The sequence below is a fragment of the Burkholderia sp. BCC0044 genome (genome assembly GCF_902832955.1).
In the GTDB taxonomy this organism is placed as follows: Bacteria; Pseudomonadota; Gammaproteobacteria; order Burkholderiales; family Burkholderiaceae; genus Burkholderia.
The window spans coordinates 1,305,451-1,323,847 of sequence record NZ_CADFDO010000001.1 but is presented as its reverse complement, the minus strand read 5'-3'; the positions used below and the strand labels follow the sequence as shown (position 1 = coordinate 1,323,847).

Genomic DNA, 18,397 nt, shown 5'->3' with positions numbered 1-18,397 from the left:
TTCAACCAACTTTCCGTTACCGCGGCGCCTTGCCGACCGAATCCGCCTGTGGGCGCGATCCTTGCCGACGGGCGGCGCCGTGCGTGCAACTTGCTGCATCTCTTTGATTAGGGGCGAGCAGCGGACCCCCGGCGCAAGTAAAATAGCAGTTTGCGCTTGCGCCTTGCCCGATTCAGCCGGGGCCGGCCGAACAGGCCACCCACAACGTCAGGCTGGGCAAAATTATATTCAGTATGAATGAGTTAGGCAAAATATCCCAGAATTCGGTCGCAAGCGGCCAGGTATCGATGATCGAGATCGACGAAAACTCGGCCGGTCAGCGCATCGACAATTTCCTGTTGCGCGTCTGTAAAGGCGTGCCGAAAAGCCATATTTACCGGATCCTGCGCAGCGGCGAAGTGCGTGTCAACAAGGGCCGGATCGACGCGCAGTACCGCCTCGAACTGGGCGACCTCGTCCGCGTGCCGCCGGTGCGGGTGGCGGCCGCCGACCTCGCGCGCGCCGACACGCCGGTCGTCCCGCCCGCGAATTTCGACGTGCTGTACGAGGACGACGCGATGCTCGTGATCGACAAGCCGGCCGGCGTCGCGGTCCACGGCGGCAGCGGCGTCGCGTTCGGCGTAATCGAGCAGATGCGCCAGGCGCGCCCGCGCGCGAAATTCCTCGAACTGGTGCACCGGCTCGACCGCGAGACGTCCGGCATCCTGATGCTCGCGAAGAAGCGCACGGCGCTCGTCGGCCTGCACGAGCAGATTCGTGAGAACCGGATGGACAAGCGCTACTTCGCGTGCGCGCACGGCGAATGGCAGCCCGACTGGGGCCGGCGCCGCGCGGTGAAGGCGCCCCTCTTCAAGTATTCGACCCCGGAAGGGGAGCGCCGCGTGCGCGTGCAGGACGACGGGCTGGCGTCGCACACGGTGTTCAACCTTGTGGACCGCTGGGCCGACTACGTGCTCGTCGAAGCGGAACTCAAAACGGGTCGAACCCATCAGATCCGCGTGCACCTCGCGCATCTCGGCCTGCCGATCGCCGGCGACGCCAAGTACGGCGATTTCGCACTGAACAAGGCGCTGGCGCGCGCGAACGCGCAGCCGTCGCTGAAACGGATGTTCCTGCATGCGCACCGCCTCAAGCTCGCTCATCCGCTGACCGGCGAGGCGCTGCAGTTCGATGCGCCGCTGCCGGCCGAATGCCGGCGCTTTCTCGATCAACTCAGCGCATTGCGCGATACCGCCTGAACCGCATGGCTCGACAGCAATTTGACCTGATCGTCTTCGACTGGGACGGCACGCTGATGGATTCGACTGCGCACATCGCGCACAGCATCCAGGCGGCATGCCGCGATCTTGGCCTGCCCACGCCGTCCGACGAGGCTTCCCGCTACGTGATCGGCCTCGGCCTGCGCGACGCGCTGCGGATCACGGCGCCGACCCTCGATCCGTCGGACTACTCGCGGCTGGCCGAGCGCTACCGCTATCACTACCTGCTCGACGACCAGCGCATCGAGCTGTTCGCCGGCGTGCGCGAGCTGCTCGCCGAACTGCGCGACACGGGCTACCTGCTCGCCGTCGCGACCGGCAAGGGGCGGGTCGGGCTGAACCGCGTGCTCGACCAGTCGAAGCTGACGAGCTGGTTCGACGCGACGCGCTGCGCGGACGAAACGTTCTCGAAACCGCATCCGGCGATGCTGCACGAGTTGTCGCGGGAATTGGGGCAGGACCTGGCGCGCACCGTGATGATCGGCGACACCACGCACGACCTGCAGATGGCGGCGAGCGCTGGCGCGGCTGGCGTCGGCGTGGCGTACGGCGCGCACCCGGCCGATGCGCTGGCGGCGCTCACGCCGCGCTTCGTCGCGCCGGACGTCGGCGCGCTGGCCGCCTGGCTGCGGGAGCACGCATGAGCGCGGCGCCGGATGCCGTGCGCGTGTGCGCATCGAGCGCGCTGGCCGACGGCGGCGCCGGCGTGCGGGTCGACGCGACGCTGCGCGGCGAGCAGGCCGTCGTGTTCTTCGTGCGCTACGACGGCCGCGCCTACGGCTACCTGAACCGCTGCGCGCACGTGCCGATGGAGCTCGACTGGGCCGAAGGGCAGTTCTTCGAGTCGTCGGGCCTCTATCTGATGTGCGCGACGCACGGCGCGATCTACGCGCCGGATACCGGCAAGTGCGTCGGCGGCCCGTGCCGCGGCGGCCGCCTGCGGCCGGTCGAGGTCGACGAGCGCGACACGCCCGACGGCCGTGCGGTATTCTGGGTACCCGATGCCGATCTGCATCCCGCCACTCCCGCCACGACCGATTGACGACATCACTGCATGGCCGACCAACCGAATTCCCCGGATTCCTCCTCCCGTCCCGACAGCCGTGAACCGAACTGGGAGCGCGCGGCGCTCGAACGGATCGCGCTCGCGGCCGTCAAGGAGCAGCGCGCGGCACGGCGCTGGAAGATCTTCTTCCGTTTCGCGTTTCTCGGCGTGTTCGTGCTGCTCGCGTTCGCGCTGATCGATTTCTCGAGTGATTCGAAGTTCTCGTCGAGCGGGCGGCATACGGCGCTCGTGACGATCGACGGCGAGATCGCGGCCGGCGTCAACGCGAACGCCGACGACATCAACACGGCGCTCGACGCCGCGTTCGACGACGACGGCACGGTCGGCGTCGTGCTGCGGATCAACAGCCCGGGCGGCAGCCCGGTGCAGGCCGGCATGGTCTACGACGAGATCCGGCGGTTGCGCGGCAAGTATCCGGACAAGCCGCTGTACGTCGTCGTGACCGACATGTGCGCATCGGGCGGCTATTACATCGCGTCCGCGGCGGACAAGATTTTCGTCGACAAGGCGAGCATCGTCGGGTCGATCGGCGTGCTGATGGACGGGTTCGGCTTCACCGGGCTGATGGGCAAGCTCGGCGTCGAGCGGCGCCTGCACACGTCGGGCGAAAACAAGGGCTTCTACGATCCGTTCTCGCCGGAGACGCCGAAGATGGACGCACACGCGCAGGCGCTGCTCGACCAGGTGCACGCGCAGTTCATCAAGGCCGTGAAGGATGGCCGCGGCAAGCGGCTGCACGAGACGCCCGACATGTTCTCGGGCCTGTTCTGGACCGGCGAGAAGAGCGTCGAACTCGGGCTCGCCGACGGCTACGGCACGACCGACACGGTCGCGCGCGACGTGCTGAAGGCGCCGGATCTGGTCGACTACACGGTGAAGGAAAGCCTGACGAATCGCGTCGCGCGCAAGTTCGGCGCGGCCGTCGGCGGCGCCGCGATGAAGGCGCTGACGGCCGGCGGCGCGTCGGTCAGCCTGCGCTGATGGCTGATGGCTGATGGCTGATGGCTGACGGCAATCGGCGGGCCGCGACGGCCCGCCTTTCAGCGAGTTAGCCGATCGCCGTTCGCGGCATCAGTTCGCGAGCAGCAGGAAGATCGCGGGGCGCTTGTGCAGATTCGGCGCAGGCGCTTTTTTCCAGTCGGCCACCGTGCGGCTCGCGATCGTCTCGGTCGCGAGGGTCAGGTCGGCCGCGACGCAGATCTGTGTCGACGGCGCGCAGGTCGCGACCAGCGTGTCGAGCATCGCGTGATTCCGGTACGGCGTTTCGATGAAGATCTGCGTCTGGCGCGCCTTGCGCGACAGTTGCTCCAGTTCGCGCAGCCGTTTCGCGCGCGCCGCCGCATCGACCGGCAGATAGCCGTTGAACGCGAAGCTCTGGCCGTTCAGGCCCGACGCCATCAGCGCGAGCAGGATCGAACTCGGCCCGACGAGCGGCACGACCTTCACGCCGCGCTCGTGCGCGCGGCGCACCAGCAGCGCGCCGGGATCGGCGACGGCCGGGCAGCCGGCCTCCGACACGAGGCCGGCGTCCGCACCGGCCAGCACGGGCGCGAGCAGCCGGTCGATGGCGCCGGCCGGCGTATTGACGTTCAGTTCGCTGATCTCGATTTCCTGGATCGGGCGCGTCGTACCGATCTTCTTCAGAAACGCGCGCGTCGTTTTCGCGTTCTCGCCGATGTAATAGCCGAGCGTGCCGGCGCGCGCCTGCACGGCGGCGGGCAGCACGGCGGCGAGCATCGATTCGTCGCCTTCGCCGAGCGTGTTCGGGACGAGATAAAGCGTGCCGGCGGTCATGCGCGGTCTCCTCGGGTGATGGCAAACAGCGGGTAGTCGGCGGCGCGCAGCATCCGCGTGAGGGCGATCAGCGGCAGGCCGACGAGCGCGGTCGGGTCGTCCGAGTCGATCGCGTCGAGCAGCGCGATGCCGAGCCCTTCGGACTTCGCGCTGCCGGCCACGTCGTACGGCGTTTCCGCGCGCAGGTAGGCGTCGAGTTCGGCCTCGGGCAGCGAACGGAAGCGCACGTGCGTGACGATGTCCTCGACCCGTGCTTCGTCGGTGCGGCTGTCGTACAGACAGAGCGCGCTGTGGAATTCGACTTCGCGGCCCTGCATCGACACGAGTTGCGCGAGCGCGCGCTCGTGCGTGCCGGGCTTGCCGATCTGATGCCCGTCGAAGGTCGCGACCTGATCCGACCCGATCACGAGCACGCCGTCCGGCGCGTCGATCGTCGCGGCCACCGCGCGCGCTTTCGCGCCGGCGAGGCGCAGCGCGGTCGCGGCCGGCGTTTCGCCGGCGAGCGGGGTTTCGTCGAGGTCGGGCGACACGACGTCGAACGGCACGCCGAGGCGCTCGAGGAGCGCGCGGCGGTAGCGGGAACTGGAGGCAAGAATCAGCCGCGGCGGGCGGCAAACGGTATCCGGCATGGTCGGTTGGATCGGTGAGTCGTCAGGTGGGGCGCGGCGTTGCGCGGACGCAAGCTTAAGTGATTGACCGCAAAAGGTAAAACAGGTATACTTTCCCGCTTTTCGTCGGCAGGCTTTCGTTGGTGGCGCCTGCCGGGTCTTTGGAAGTAAAGTACGTCATCCTTCGATGAGCCGTACGCGAGCGGTGCCAAGCCGGATCCCGCAAGTCAGCCTGTAGGCAGGAGCGCACATGAACACTTCTTCTGGCAAACCTGCGGCGGCCCTCGATCCGCACGCGGTCGACCTGTTCGAGTTCGCCCGCAGCGGGCGGCAGGCAGCCGGGGCGGTGCACCTCTCGCAACTGCCGCGCATGTTAAACGAAGTGCCGACGGACGCGCCAGATCGCGACACGGTCTTCACGTGGCAGGCGGAAGGGTTCACGCAGAAGGAATTGCAGGACGACGGCACCGACGGGCAGCAGCCGTATCTGCGCCTCGCGGTGCACGGCCATGCATGGCTCACGTGCCAGCGCTGCGTGACGCCGTACGACCAGACGTTCGACGTCGACATGACGTACCGGGTCGTCGCGACCGAAGAAGAGGCTGAAGAATTTCCGCTCGACGACGATGAAGCCGATGTGATCGTGGGCTCACGCCAGTTCGATCTCGTCGACTTGATCGAAGAGGAATTGCTGCTTTCGTTGCCGCTCGTGCCCAAGCACGAGGTTTGCCCGGCAGTTCACGAAAGCCTCGTGTCGGGTGCGAGCGGTCCCGTGGAAGAAGCGGACGAGGCGTCCGACGAAGCCGGGGACGAAGGCAAACGGCCGAATCCGTTCGCAGCGCTGCAAGCGTTGAAGAAGGACGGTGACGGCACCAAGAAACACTAAGCAGTTGTGGCGCGGGAAGGCGTAAGGGCTTTGGGCCAGGGTAGTTAAGCGCCGGATCGGGCTGTGTTAGAATCCGGAAAATTATTTAGGAGTTAGTCATGGCAGTCCAGCAAAACAAGAAGTCGCCGTCGAAGCGCGGCATGCATCGTTCGCACGATTTTCTGACGACTACGCCGCTGGCAGTCGAGCCGAGCACGGGTGAAGTGCATCTGCGTCACCACGTCAGCCCGAACGGCTACTATCGCGGCAAGAAAGTCGTCAAGACGAAGAACGACTAAGCGTCAAGTCACGCGTTGCGCGCTACGCTCGCCGTTCGCGTGACAACTGGTTCGCTTGACACTTTCCTGGCTCGACAAAAAGGCGGCATTCAACTGCCGCTTTTTTGTGCCTGAAATTCGTCGCATTCCATGACCGTAAAGCTCACAATCGATTGCATGGGAGGCGACCACGGCCCGTCCGTGACCGTTCCCGCGGCAGTCAAGTTCGTCCGCGCGCATCCCGATGCGCACCTGATGCTCGTCGGCATCGAAAGCGCGATTCGCGCTCAGCTGAAGAAGCTGAAAGCCCTCGACGATCCCGCGTTGACCATCGTGCCCGCCACCGAAGTCGTGGCGATGGACGACCCTGTCGAAGTGGCGCTGCGCAAGAAGAAGGATTCTTCGATGCGCGTCGCGCTCAACCACGTGAAGGAAGGCGCGGCGCAGGCCTGCATCTCCGCCGGCAATACCGGCGCGCTGATGGCCGTTTCCCGTTACGTACTCAAGACGCTGCCCGGCATCGAGCGGCCCGCGATCGCGTCCGCGCTGCCGAACCCGACCGGCTACACGATGATGCTGGACCTCGGCGCGAACGTCGACTGCGAACCGCAGCACCTGCTGCAGTTCGCGGAGATGGGGCACGCGCTCGTGGCCGCGCTCGAAGGCAAGGAGCGTCCGACCATCGGCCTCCTGAACATCGGCGAAGAGGTCATCAAGGGCAACGAGACGATCAAGCGCGCGGGCGAGCTGCTGCGCGCCAGCACGCTCAATTTCCGCGGCAACGTGGAAGGCAACGACATCTACAAGGGCACCGTCGATGTCATCGTGTGCGACGGCTTCGTCGGCAACGTCGCGCTGAAGACGTCCGAAGGGCTCGCACAGATGCTGTCGAACATCATCCGCGAGGAGTTCGGCCGTTCGCTGATGTCGAGGCTGATGGCGCTGCTCGCGCTGCCGGTGCTGATGCGTTTCAAGAAGCGCGTCGACCACCGGCAGTACAACGGCGCGGCGCTGCTGGGGCTGAAGAGCCTCGTGATCAAGAGCCACGGTTCGGCCGACGCGTACGCGTTTGAGTGGGCGATCAAACGCGGGTATGATGCCGTCAAAAACGGGGTGCTGGAGCGCCTCGCGCGCGCGATGGCGGATAATTCAGTGTCGCTCGGCGACGGCGGACACGACGCGGGCGGCGCGGGCCAGGCAAGCCCGGCCGCAGGCCATCACGCCGAACCTTCCGCCGCGCAATCCTCTAAAGCATAAATGGCCCAATCGACTCTCTATTCCCGCGTGCTCGGCACGGGCAGCTACCTGCCGCCCGACCGCGTCACGAACCAGCAGCTGACCGATCGTCTTGCGAAGGAAGGCATCGAGACGAGCGATGAATGGATCGTGGCGCGCACGGGCATCCATGCGCGCCATTTCGCCGCACCGGACGTCACGACGAGCGATCTCGCGCTCGAGGCGTCGCGTCGTGCGATCGAAGCGGCCGGTGTCGATCCGCAGTCGATCGACCTGATCATCGTCGCGACTTCGACCCCCGATTTCGTGTTCCCGAGCACCGCGTGCCTGCTGCAGAACAAGCTCGGCATCAAGAACGGCGGCGCGGCATTCGACGTGCAGGCCGTGTGTTCGGGCTTCGCGTACGCGGTGGCGACGGCCGACAGCTTCATCCGCAGCGGCCAGCACCGCACGGCGCTCGTGGTCGGCGCGGAGACGTTCTCGCGCATTCTCGACTTCAAGGACCGCACGACCTGCGTGCTGTTCGGCGACGGCGCGGGCGCGGTGATCCTGTCCGCATCGGAAGAGCCGGGCGTGCTCGGCAGCGCGCTGCATGCGGACGGCAGCTACTCGAACATCCTGTGCACGCCGGGCAACGTCAATCGCGGCGTGATCGATGGCAGCGCGTTCCTGCACATGGACGGGCAGGCCGTGTTCAAGCTCGCGGTCAACGTGCTCGAAAAGGTCGCGATCGAGGCGCTCGCGAAGGCGAATCTCGCGCCCGAGCAAATCGACTGGCTGATTCCGCACCAGGCCAACATCCGCATCATGACCAGCACCTGCCGCAAGCTCGGCTTGCCGCAGGAGCGCATGGTCGTGACGGTCGACCAGCACGGCAACACGTCGGCCGCGTCGATCCCGCTGGCGCTCGACGCCGCGGTGCGCGACGGCCGCATCCAGCGTGGCCACCACGTGCTGATCGAAGGCGTCGGCGGCGGCTTCACCTGGGGCGCGTCGGTCTTCCGCTTCTGATCCGCGGCGCGCGACAAGCCGCGCGCGGATCCCGTCGGCGCGCCGTTCGTGCGCGCCGTTCGAATCGATTCAATTGGGGACGATATGAAATTTGCATTCGTTTTTCCGGGGCAGGGCTCGCAGGCGATCGGCATGCTCAATGCATTCGCCGATCTGGCCGTCGTGCGCGAGACGCTCCAGGAAGCATCCGATGCGCTCAATCAGGATCTCGGCAAGCTGATCGCCGAAGGTCCGGCCGAAGAGCTGAACCTGACCACCAACACGCAGCCCGTGATGCTGACCGCCGCGTACGCGTGCTACCGCGCGTGGCAGCAGGCAGGCGGCCCGGCGCCGTCGATCGTCGCCGGTCACAGCCTCGGTGAGTACACGGCGCTCGTCGCGGCGGGCGCGCTCGCGTTCAAGGACGCGGTGCCGCTCGTGCGCTTCCGTGCGCAGGCGATGCAGACGGCCGTGCCGGTCGGCCAGGGCGGCATGGCCGCGATCCTGGGCCTCGACGACGACACGGTGCGCGCGGTGTGCGCCGAAGCCGCGGAAGCGGGCGTCGTCGAAGCGGTGAACTTCAATGCGCCCGCGCAGGTCGTGATCGCAGGCAGCAAGGCCGCGGTCGAAAAGGCGTGCGAGATCGCGAAGGCGAAGGGCGCGAAGCGCGCGCTGCCGCTGCCGGTGTCGGCGCCGTTCCATTCGTCGCTGCTCAAGCCGGCGTCGGACCAGTTGCGCGACTATCTCGCGAACGTCGACGTGAAGGCGCCGCAGATTCCGGTCGTCAACAACATCGACGTCGCGGTGGTCAGCGATCCGGCCGCGATCAAGGATGCGCTGGTGCGCCAGGCCGCGGGCCCGGTGCGCTGGGTCGAGTGCGTGCAACACATCGCGGGCACGGGCGTCACGCACGTGATCGAATGCGGTCCGGGCAAGGTGCTGGCCGGCCTGACGAAGCGCATCGACGGCAACCTGGTCGGCGCCTCGGTGTTCGATCCGGCTTCGCTCGACGAAGCGCTCAAGCTCGCGACCGCCTGACGCGGCGCCTTTTCCCCAGCAACGGATATTCGATTCATGGACAAGACTCTCGATAAACAGGTTGCGATCGTGACCGGCGCGTCGCGCGGCATCGGCCGTTCGATCGCGCTCGAACTCGCGCGCCTGGGCGCGACGGTGATCGGCACGGCGACGAGCGAATCGGGCGCCGCCGCGATCACCGCGGCGTTCGCGGAAGCGGGCGTCACGGGCCGCGGCGCGGTGCTGAACGTCAACGACGCGGCCGCCGCCGAGGCACTGATCGACGCGACCGTGAAGGAATTCGGCGCGCTGCACGTGCTCGTCAACAACGCGGGCATCACGCAGGACCAGCTCGCGATGCGGATGAAGGACGAGGACTGGGACGCGGTGATCGACACCAACCTGAAGTCGGTGTTCCGCCTGTCGCGCGCGGTGCTGCGCCCGATGATGAAGGCGCGCGGCGGCCGTATCATCAACATCACGTCGGTGGTCGGCTCGGCCGGCAATCCGGGTCAGGTCAACTACGCGGCCGCGAAGGCCGGCGTCGCGGGCATGACGCGGGCGCTCGCGCGCGAGATCGGCAGCCGCGGCATCACGGTGAACTGCGTGGCGCCGGGCTTCATCGACACCGACATGACGAAGACGCTGCCGGAAGAACAGCAGGCCGCGCTCAAGACCCAGATTCCGCTCGGCCGCCTCGGCAGCCCGGAGGACATCGCCCATGCCGTCGCGTTCCTCGCATCGCCGCAGGCCGGTTACATCACCGGCACGACGCTGCACGTGAACGGCGGCATGTACATGTCGTAACGGTTTTCGTTTACCATCCGCGCCGTATCCCGTTTTTCAGGCGGACCGGCGCTTGATCGACCATCAAGCCAACGCGCGTTTTGGCGTCAGCAAACCTGATAAAATGCGCGCACTTGTAAATCTGAACTTTCCCTCGGAGGGGTAATGGACAACATCGAACAACGTGTCAAGAAGATCGTCGCTGAGCAACTGGGCGTCGCGGAAGCCGAGATCAAGAACGAAGCTTCGTTCGTGAACGACCTGGGCGCCGATTCGCTCGACACGGTCGAACTGGTGATGGCTCTGGAAGACGAGTTCGGCATGGAAATCCCGGACGAAGAAGCAGAGAAGATCACGACCGTTCAGCAAGCGATCGACTACGCTCGCGCAAACGTCAAGGCATAAGCGCCTTTCGCGCTTGTCCGCCACGTCGCCGCGATCTTCGCGATTGACGCGCCATCCTGCCGGCTTCGCGCCGGACGGACTAACAGCCACAGGGCTCGCAGGGCTGGTTCCTGTGGCCACTGTGGCTTTTGTTTTTGTCATCCAATAATGGAAAAGAGGTTACCGTGAGCCGCCGTCGTGTTGTCGTTACAGGCCTGGGGCTGATTTCGCCTGTTGGCAATAATGTTGCCGACGGCTGGGCCAATCTCGTCGCCGGCAAGTCCGGTATCGCCACCGTCACGAAGTTCGATGCGTCGAACCTCGCCTGCCATTTCGCGGGCGAAGTGAAGGGTTTCAGCGCCGAGGAGTACATCCCGGCGAAGGAAGCCCGGAACATGGATACGTTCATCCATTACGGCATCGCCGCCGGCGTCCAGGCCATGCGGGACAGCGGGCTGGAAGTGACCGAAGCCAACGCCGAACGCATCGGCGTGCTGGTCGGTTCCGGCATCGGGGGTCTGCCGATGATCGAAGATACGCACCAGACCTACGTCGATCGCGGCGCGCGCCGGATCTCGCCGTTCTTCGTGCCGGGTTCGATCATCAACATGATCTCGGGCCACCTGAGCATCATGTTCGGCCTGAAGGGCCCGAACCTCGCGGCCGTCACGGCCTGCACGACCGGCCTGCACAGCATCGGCCTCGCCGCGCGCCTGATCCAGGCCGGCGACGCCGACGTGATGGTCGCGGGCGGCGCCGAATCGACGGTGTCGCCGCTCGGCATCGGCGGGTTCGCCGCCGCGCGCGCGCTGTCGACCCGCAACGACGATCCGGCTACTGCGTCGCGTCCGTGGGACAAGGACCGCGACGGCTTCGTGCTGGGCGAGGGCTCGGGCGTGATGGTGCTCGAGGAGTACGAGGCGGCGAAGGCGCGCGGCGCGAAGATCTACGCGGAAGTCGTGGGCTTCGGCATGACGGGCGACGCGTACCACATGACCGCGCCGAACATGGACGGCCCGCGCCGCTGCATGGTCGCGGCGCTGCGCGACGCCGGCCTGAATGCCGACGAGGTGCAGTACCTGAACGCGCATGGCACGTCGACGCCGCTGGGCGACAAGAACGAGTCCGACGCGGTGAAGGCGGCCTTCGGCGAGCACGCGTACAAGATGGTGGTCAACTCGACGAAGTCGATGACGGGCCACCTGCTGGGTGGCGCGGGCGGCCTCGAATCGGTGTTCACGGTGCTGGCGCTGCACAACAACGTGTCGCCGCCGACCATCAACATCTTCAACCAGGACCCCGAGTGCGATCTCGATTACTGCGCGAACACCGCGCGTGACATGAAGATCGACGTGGCCGTGAAGAACAACTTCGGCTTCGGCGGGACCAACGGCACGCTGGTGTTCAAGCGCGTCTGACGTCGAATCGCTTGACGAGTCCATTCGATGCTCCGGCCGGGCGTCCGCAGCGCTTTGCGTTGCGGGCCTCGGCCGTGTCGTATCTCGTGCTGGCCGCGTTCGTCGCGTCGGCGGCCGCGGCGGCGTACCTGTTCTGGGCGCCGCGCGCGGGCGCTGCCGCCGGCGCAGGCGTGTCGGCCATGACGGCGGCACTGCTGGCCGTATGGGCGGCGCGCGCTTGCGCCCGCCGGCTGCCGGCCGAGCTGCGGATCGATGCGTTCGGGGAGATTGCGGCGTTTGGCCGCACCGGGCGCTTGCTGGCCCGCGGCCGCGTGACGGGCCACGCGCACTGGAGCAGCCTGCTGCTGGTGCTGTCGGTCGGGCAGGGCGCCCGGCGGGCCCGGCCGCTGCTGATTCCGGCCGACGCGCTCGATGCCGCGTCGTTCAGCGCGCTGTCGGTGCTGGCGAGAACGGCCGGAGCGACGGGGCGGGCATGACGGCGGCCCGGTTACCGACCGTAACCAGCGGCCGGCGCCGGAACGCTACAATAACGCTCCGCGTTGCATCCCTAGTTAACGGATTTGTCAGGTGAGTGAAAAAGAAATCGATCAGGCTCTGGTCGAGCGCGTACAGAAGGGCGACAAGGCGGCGTTCGAACTCCTGGTCTCCAAATACCACCGCAAGATCATTCGGCTGATCTCGCGCCTCGTGCGGGATCCCGCCGAGGTCGAGGATGTGGCCCAGGACGCGTTCATCAAGGCGTATCGTGCGCTGCCGCAATTTCGCGGCGAATCGGCGTTCTATACGTGGTTGTACCGAATTGCCGTCAACACGGCGAAGAACTACCTTGCGACGCAAGGCCGCCGGGCGCCGACCTCGACCGAGGCCGATGCGGAGGAAGCGGAAACTTTCTCCGACGCAGACCAACTAAGGGATATCAACACGCCTGAGTCGATGTTGATGAGCAAGCAGATTGCCGAGACGGTCAACGCTGCAATGGCTCTGCTGCCCGAAGAACTGCGCCAGGCAATCACGCTGCGCGAGATCGAGGGCCTGAGCTACGAAGAGATCGCGGAAATGATGGGCTGTCCGATCGGGACGGTCCGGTCGCGGATCTTCCGCGCACGCGAGGCAATCGCTGCCAAATTGCGTCCGCTGCTCGATACGCCCGAAGGCAAGCGCTGGTAAGCGCGACGGGCGGAACGACGCGGGTCGGGGTCTAGTTACGGATAGAGTCGTGAAGTCACGACGGGGTGTGCAAGATGGGGAGCATCATGGGGTCGGTCAATACGCAATCGCAAGCGTGCTCGCGCGGCGAGCGCCTTTCCGCGCTGGTCGACGGCGAAATGTTCGATGGCCCGGATCACGGGCAGTTTCTGGCTGAGCTCGACCGCGCGGATCGCGCCGTGTGGGCCCATTACCACCTGATCGGCGATGCGCTGCGCTCGGACGAGCTCGCGCTGTCGCCCGCGCTGAGCGTCGCGTTCACCGCGCGCCTGTCGGCCGCGCTCGAAAGCGAGCCGCACCTGCTCGCACCGGCCGCCGCGCCGGTCGCGCGCAAGCTGCTGTCGCTGCGCCGCCGGGTCGTGCCCGCGTTCGCGGTGGCCGCCGCGGCCGCCACGCTGACGTGGATCGTCGTTCCGCAGATGCAGACGGCCGGTGCGCCGGGCGCCGTCCAGGTCGCATCGGCAGGCGCGCCGCAGAACGGCAACCTGCAGCGCGTGACGGTTGCGCAGGCATCGGCCCAGCCGGGCCTGCAGGACGTCAACATCATTCGCGACGCGAGCCTCGACCAATACCTTGAAGCGCACCAGCAATTCGCGCAGCAGCCCGTCGTCACGGGTTCGATGCCGCTGATCCGCGCCGCCGTGACCACCACGCCAGGCCAATAAACCCGATGCGGACATTGCAGTTGAATCAAGCCATCTCCGGATGGAAGCGGCTGCCGGCCCTCCTGCTTTGCGCAGCCGCCCTGTTGTCCGTTCAATCCCTTCCCGCCAGCGCCCAGCAGCAACCGGACGATCCCGTCGCGACCCGCAAGGGTGCCGCGGACTGGCTCGACCGCGTCCAGCAGGCCGCGCAGCAGCAGAGCTACGAAGGTACGTTCGTCTACCAGCGCGGCGGGTATGTGCAGTCGTCGCGCATCGCGCACGTCGCGTCCCGCGACGGCGAGTTCGAGCGGATCGAGACGCTCGACGGCAAGCCGCGCAAGCTGCTGCGGCACAACGACGAGCTGTACACGTTCGTGCCCGAGCGCAAGCTGTGCGTGGTCGAGCGCCGTCAGACGCGCGACTCGTTCCCCGCGCTGCTCGGCGCGAGCGGCGAGCACGTGATGTCCGTCTACGATGCGAAGTCGCTCGGCAAGGACCGCGTGGCCGGGATCGACGCGCAGGTCGTCGAGCTCGTGCCGAAGGATGCGTACCGGTTCACGTACAAGCTGTGGGCCGACGCGCGCACCGGGCTGCTGCTGCGTTCGCAGACGCTCGACGCGAACGATCACGTGCTCGAGCAGATCGCGTTCTCGCAAGTGCAGACGGGCGGCGCAAACGGCGACAAGGCCGCGATCGCAGCCGGCATGCGCAACCTGAGCGGCTGGACGGTCGTGCGCCCGCCGGTCGCGTCGGTCGACATGGAAGCGCAGGGCTGGCAGCTCGCGCCGAGCGTCGCCGGCTTCCAGAAGATTCGTGAAGTGCGCCGGCCGATGGCCGCGCGCGATGCGGGCGATCCGCCGATCCCGGTCGATCAGGCCGTGTTCACCGACGGCCTCGCGACGATCTCGGTTTTCATCGAACCGGCCGAAAAGAATACGCGCAAGGAAGGCGCGGGCAGCACCGGTGCGACGCACGTTCTCGTGAAGCGCCGCGGCGACTACTGGATCACCGTGCTCGGCGAAGTGCCGCCGGCGACGTTGCAGCAGTTCGCGTCTGCCATAGAATACAAGGCTTCCAAGTAACGCTACGGCTTCCGACATGACGAAACTCACGCTGCGCAAAGTGCTCGCGGCGGCGGCGCTGTGTGCCTGCCTGCCGCTCGTCCCGCAAACCGCGGTCGCTGTCACGCCTCCTGCTGCCAGTCTGCCCGACTTCGCCGATCTGGTCGAAAAGGTCGGCCCGGCCGTCGTGAACATCCGGACCACCGCCAACGTGCCGACGAGCGGCCCGCGCGGAATGCTCCCGCCTGGCTTCGACAACGGCGACATGTCGGAATTCTTCCGGCGCTTCTTCGGCATCCCGCTGCCGCAGGCGCCCGGCAACGGCGGCGGCAACGGCAGCAACCCGAAGAACGCGCCGGCGCCGGACAACGGGCCCGACACCGAGCAGAACCGCGGCGTCGGCTCCGGCTTCATCGTGTCGGCCGACGGTTACGTGATGACCAATGCGCACGTCGTCGACGATGCGGACACCATCTACGTGACGCTGACCGACAAGCGCGAATTCAAGGCGAAGCTGATCGGCGTCGACGACCGGACGGACGTCGCGGTCGTCAAGATCCAGGCGTCGAACCTGCCGGTCGTCGCGATCGGCGATTCGAACAAGGTGCGCGTCGGCGAGTGGGTCGTCGCGATCGGTTCGCCGTTCGGCCTCGACAACACGGTCACGGCCGGCATCGTCAGCTCGAAGAGCCGCAACACGGGCGACTACCTGCCGTTCATCCAGACCGACGTCGCCGTGAACCCCGGCAACTCGGGCGGCCCGCTGATCAACATGCAGGGCGAGGTGATCGGCATCAACTCGCAGATCTACAGCCGCACCGGCGGCTTCATGGGCATTTCGTTCGCGATTCCGATCGATGAAGCGATGCGCGTGGCCGACCAGCTGAAGGCGACGGGCAAGGTCACGCGCGGCCGGATCGCGGTGGCGATCGGCGAGGTGACGAAGGACGTGGCCGACTCGATCGGGCTGCCGAAGGCCGAAGGCGCGCTCGTCAGCAGCGTCGAGCCGGGCGGCCCGGCCGACAAGGCCGGCATCCAGCCGGGCGACATTATCCTGAAGTTCAACGGCCGTCCGGTCGAGGCGGCGTCGGACCTGCCGCGCATGGTCGGCGACACGAAGCCCGGCACGAAGGCGACGGTCAGCGTGTGGCGCAAGGGTCAGGCACGCGATCTGCCGATCACGATCGCGGAGACGCCGGCCGAGTCGACCGCGAAGGCCGAGCAGCGCAAGAACGCGCCGCAGAAGCCGCGCCAGACCAATTCGCTCGGCCTGACGGTCAGCGACCTGACGGCGGAGCAGTTGAAGACGCTGAAGCTGAAGAACGGCGTGCAGATCGACGGCGTCGACGGCCCGGCCGCCCGTGCGGGCCTGCAGCGCGGCGACATCGTGCTGCGCGTCGGCGACACCGACATCACGAACGCGAAGCAGTTCGCCGACGTGACCGCGCAGCTCGATCCGCAGAAGGCGGTCGCGGTGCTCGTGCGGCGCGGCGACAACACGCAGTTCGTGCCGGTGCGGCCGCGCGCGACCCAGAAGTAACGCGCCGATGTTCACCCTCTACGGCCGCGGCTGGTGCCACCTGTGCGACGACATGCGCGACGCACTGGCGCCGGTGGCGGCCGAATTCGGCGTCGCGGTCGACTACGTCGACATCGACACCGATGCGGCGCTCGTCGCGCGTTACGACGAGGACGTGCCGGTGCTGCTGCTGGACGGCGCGGAAGTGTGCCGCCACCGGTTCGACGACGCGCGGGTGCGCGACGCGCTGGCGGCCCGGCGCTGAACCTGGCCCGCATCCGGCCGACGCCGCTTCGCACGGGGCTCGATCCGGCGGGCGGCCCGCCGGGCTCCCGCGGGGCGGGCGTCCGAAATCCCGCCCGGCGTAAGCCTTTTCGGCTAAAATAAGCCGTTTTTTCACCGACTTACACAAGGCGTGCTCCGCAGTCGTCGAGCGCGCCTTTTTCGCTTGATCGGCACTGAATGGATCATATTCGCAATTTCTCGATCATCGCGCACATCGACCATGGCAAGTCGACACTCGCGGATCGCATCATCCAGGTATGCGGCGGCCTCGCCGACCGTGAAATGGAAGCGCAGGTGCTCGACTCGATGGATATCGAGCGCGAGCGCGGCATCACGATCAAGGCGCAGACTGCCGCGTTGTCCTATCGCGCACGCGACGGCAAGGTCTACAACCTGAACCTGATCGACACGCCGGGGCACGTCGACTTCTCGTACGAGGTCAGCCGTTCGCTGTCCGCGTGCGAAGGCGCGCTGCTGGTGGTCGACGCGAGCCAGGGCGTCGAGGCGCAGACGGTCGCGAACTGCTACACGGCGATCGAGCTCGGCGTCGAGGTCGTGCCGGTGCTGAACAAGATCGACCTGCCGGCCGCGAACCCCGAGAACGCGATCGAGGAGATCGAGGACGTGATCGGCATCGACGCGACCGACGCGACGCGCTGCAGCGCGAAGACGGGCCTCGGCGTCGAAGACGTGCTCGAGTCGCTGATCGCGAAGGTGCCGCCGCCGAAGGGCGATCCGGCCGCGCCGCTGCAGGCGCTGATCATCGATTCGTGGTTCGACAACTACGTCGGCGTCGTGATGCTCGTGCGCATCGTCAACGGCACGCTGCGCCCGAAGGACAAGATCAAGATGATGGCGACCGGCGCGCAGTATCCGGTCGAGCACGTCGGCGTGTTCACGCCGAAGTCGCGCAATCTCGATTCGCTGTCGGCCGGGCAGGTGGGCTTCATCATCGCCGGCATCAAGGAACTGACGGCCGCGAAGGTCGGCGATACCGTCACGCACGCGACCAAGGCCGCCGCCGAGCCGCTGCCGGGCTTCAAGGAAGTGAAGCCGCAGGTGTTCGCGGGCCTCTATCCGGTCGAGGCGAACCAGTACGACGCGCTGCGCGAATCGCTCGAGAAGCTGAAGCTGAACGACGCGTCGCTGCAGTACGAGCCGGAAGTGTCGCAGGCGCTCGGCTTCGGTTTCCGCTGCGGCTTCCTCGGGCTGCTGCACATGGAAATCGTGCAGGAGCGGCTCGAGCGCGAATTCGACATGGATCTCATCACGACCGCGCCGACGGTCGTCTACGAGGTCGTGCAGAGCGACGGCTCGACGATCATGGTCGAGAACCCGGCGAAGATGCCGGAGCCCGGCCGCATCGGCGAAGTGCGCGAGCCGATCGTCACCGTGAATCTCTACATGCCGCAGGATTACGTCGGCTCGGTGATCACGCTGTGCGAGCAGAAGCGCGGCTCGCAGATCAACATGCAGTATCACGGCCGCCAGGTGCAGCTCACGTACGAGATCCCGATGGCGGAAATCGTGCTCGACTTCTTCGATCGCCTGAAGTCGGTGTCGCGCGGCTATGCGTCGATGGACTACGAGTTCAAGGAATACCGTTCGTCGGACGTCGTGAAGGTCGACATGCTGATCAACGGCGACAAGGTCGACGCGCTGTCGATCATCGTGCACCGGTCGCAGTCGCAATACCGCGGCCGCGAGGTCGCCGCGAAGATGCGCGAGATCATTCCGCGCCAGATGTACGACGTGGCGATCCAGGCCGCGATCGGCGCGCACATCGTCGCGCGCGAGAACATCAAGGCGCTGCGCAAGAACGTGCTCGCGAAGTGCTACGGCGGCGACATCACGCGGAAGAAGAAACTGCTCGAGAAGCAGAAAGAAGGTAAGAAACGCATGAAGCAGGTGGGTTCGGTCGAGATCCCGCAGGAGGCGTTCCTCGCGATCTTGCGCGTCGAAGACAAATAACAGGACTGAT

At 66.7% G+C, this 18,397-nt stretch carries 21 protein-coding genes; 19 read left to right on the top strand and 2 right to left on the bottom strand.

Annotated features, from left to right (window positions below; translation table 11 throughout):
* Positions 1–233: 233 nt before the first annotated feature.
* From HWX14_RS05860 to HWX14_RS05845, 4 genes are read left to right on the top strand one after another with little or no spacing between them, the layout of a single operon-like run.
* Entirely contained in the window at positions 234–1,238 is a 1,005-nt protein-coding gene (locus tag HWX14_RS05860) for an RluA family pseudouridine synthase (RefSeq protein WP_175881914.1), read from the top strand.
* A gap of 5 nt (positions 1,239–1,243) precedes the next feature.
* Positions 1,244–1,903, top strand: coding sequence for an HAD-IA family hydrolase (locus HWX14_RS05855; RefSeq protein WP_175881913.1), 660 nt, complete (start codon positions 1,244–1,246; stop codon positions 1,901–1,903).
* Positions 1,900–2,301, top strand: coding sequence for a Rieske 2Fe-2S domain-containing protein (locus HWX14_RS05850; protein ID WP_175881912.1), 402 nt, complete (start codon positions 1,900–1,902; stop codon positions 2,299–2,301). Before HWX14_RS05855 ends, HWX14_RS05850 begins: the two co-directional genes overlap by 4 nt.
* Positions 2,302–2,313: 12 nt before the next feature.
* Positions 2,314–3,306 carry a S49 family peptidase gene (locus tag HWX14_RS05845; RefSeq protein WP_175881911.1) on the top strand — a complete coding sequence of 331 codons (993 nt, stop codon included), beginning with the start codon at positions 2,314–2,316 and terminating at the stop codon, positions 3,304–3,306.
* A 90-nt stretch (positions 3,307–3,396) separates the two neighbouring features.
* Here the strand turns inward: HWX14_RS05845 and HWX14_RS05840 are convergent, their stop codons facing one another.
* Positions 3,397–4,119 carry an SAM-dependent methyltransferase gene (locus HWX14_RS05840; RefSeq protein ID WP_011544932.1) on the bottom strand — a complete coding sequence of 241 codons (723 nt, stop codon included), beginning with the start codon at positions 4,117–4,119 and terminating at the stop codon, positions 3,397–3,399.
* Positions 4,116–4,748 (bottom strand): Maf-like protein, encoded by a 633-nt coding sequence (locus tag HWX14_RS05835; protein ID WP_175881910.1) that lies wholly within the window; start codon positions 4,746–4,748, stop codon positions 4,116–4,118. The genes HWX14_RS05840 and HWX14_RS05835 overlap by 4 nt, the downstream gene beginning before the upstream one ends.
* Positions 4,749–4,977: 229 nt before the next feature.
* Here HWX14_RS05835 and HWX14_RS05830 point away from each other — a divergent pair, with 229 nt between their 5' ends.
* The 15 genes from HWX14_RS05830 (at position 4,978) to lepA (ending at position 18,387) form a co-directional block, all read left to right on the top strand.
* Positions 4,978–5,613, top strand: a complete 636-nt coding sequence (locus tag HWX14_RS05830; protein WP_175881909.1) for a DUF177 domain-containing protein — start codon at positions 4,978–4,980, stop codon at positions 5,611–5,613.
* 98 nt (positions 5,614–5,711) lie between these two features.
* The gene (gene rpmF / locus HWX14_RS05825) at positions 5,712–5,891 is read left to right on the top strand and encodes a 50S ribosomal protein L32 (RefSeq protein WP_114176500.1); all 180 of its coding nucleotides are present in this window, start codon (positions 5,712–5,714) and stop codon (positions 5,889–5,891) included.
* A 129-nt stretch (positions 5,892–6,020) separates the two neighbouring features.
* Complete coding sequence (plsX, locus tag HWX14_RS05820) at positions 6,021–7,127, top strand: phosphate acyltransferase PlsX (protein WP_124556911.1); 1,107 nt, start codon at positions 6,021–6,023, stop codon at positions 7,125–7,127.
* Positions 7,128–8,117, top strand: coding sequence for a beta-ketoacyl-ACP synthase III (locus HWX14_RS05815; RefSeq protein WP_175881908.1), 990 nt, complete (start codon positions 7,128–7,130; stop codon positions 8,115–8,117).
* 84 nt (positions 8,118–8,201) lie between these two features.
* Positions 8,202–9,134: an ACP S-malonyltransferase gene (gene fabD, locus HWX14_RS05810; protein WP_175881907.1), complete on the top strand. Its 933-nt coding sequence runs from the start codon at positions 8,202–8,204 to the stop codon at positions 9,132–9,134.
* Between the two features lie 36 nt (positions 9,135–9,170).
* A complete protein-coding gene (gene fabG / locus HWX14_RS05805; protein ID WP_175881906.1) occupies positions 9,171–9,920 on the top strand; it encodes a 3-oxoacyl-ACP reductase FabG in 750 nt (249 codons plus the stop codon).
* A gap of 144 nt (positions 9,921–10,064) precedes the next feature.
* A complete protein-coding gene (gene acpP, locus HWX14_RS05800; protein ID WP_004197638.1) occupies positions 10,065–10,304 on the top strand; it encodes an acyl carrier protein in 240 nt (79 codons plus the stop codon).
* Positions 10,305–10,468: 164 nt separating this feature from the next.
* Positions 10,469–11,701 carry a beta-ketoacyl-ACP synthase II gene (gene fabF, locus HWX14_RS05795; RefSeq protein ID WP_124502379.1) on the top strand — a complete coding sequence of 411 codons (1,233 nt, stop codon included), beginning with the start codon at positions 10,469–10,471 and terminating at the stop codon, positions 11,699–11,701.
* 11 nt (positions 11,702–11,712) lie between these two features.
* A complete protein-coding gene (locus tag HWX14_RS05790; protein ID WP_175881905.1) occupies positions 11,713–12,177 on the top strand; it encodes a hypothetical protein in 465 nt (154 codons plus the stop codon).
* 91 nt (positions 12,178–12,268) lie between these two features.
* Positions 12,269–12,868: an RNA polymerase sigma factor RpoE gene (gene rpoE, locus HWX14_RS05785; protein WP_006490873.1), complete on the top strand. Its 600-nt coding sequence runs from the start codon at positions 12,269–12,271 to the stop codon at positions 12,866–12,868.
* A gap of 86 nt (positions 12,869–12,954) precedes the next feature.
* On the top strand, positions 12,955–13,572 hold the full coding sequence (locus HWX14_RS05780) for a sigma-E factor negative regulatory protein (RefSeq protein WP_175882353.1): 618 nt from the start codon (positions 12,955–12,957) through the stop codon (positions 13,570–13,572).
* A gap of 5 nt (positions 13,573–13,577) precedes the next feature.
* Complete coding sequence (locus HWX14_RS05775; RefSeq protein WP_175881904.1) at positions 13,578–14,633, top strand: MucB/RseB C-terminal domain-containing protein; 1,056 nt, start codon at positions 13,578–13,580, stop codon at positions 14,631–14,633.
* 16 nt (positions 14,634–14,649) lie between these two features.
* Positions 14,650–16,152 carry a DegQ family serine endoprotease gene (locus HWX14_RS05770; protein ID WP_175881903.1) on the top strand — a complete coding sequence of 501 codons (1,503 nt, stop codon included), beginning with the start codon at positions 14,650–14,652 and terminating at the stop codon, positions 16,150–16,152.
* A 7-nt stretch (positions 16,153–16,159) separates the two neighbouring features.
* Positions 16,160–16,396 carry a glutaredoxin family protein gene (locus tag HWX14_RS05765; protein ID WP_152855350.1) on the top strand — a complete coding sequence of 79 codons (237 nt, stop codon included), beginning with the start codon at positions 16,160–16,162 and terminating at the stop codon, positions 16,394–16,396.
* Between the two features lie 197 nt (positions 16,397–16,593).
* Entirely contained in the window at positions 16,594–18,387 is a 1,794-nt protein-coding gene (gene lepA, locus HWX14_RS05760) for a translation elongation factor 4 (protein ID WP_175881902.1), read from the top strand.
* Positions 18,388–18,397: the final 10 nt, after the last annotated feature.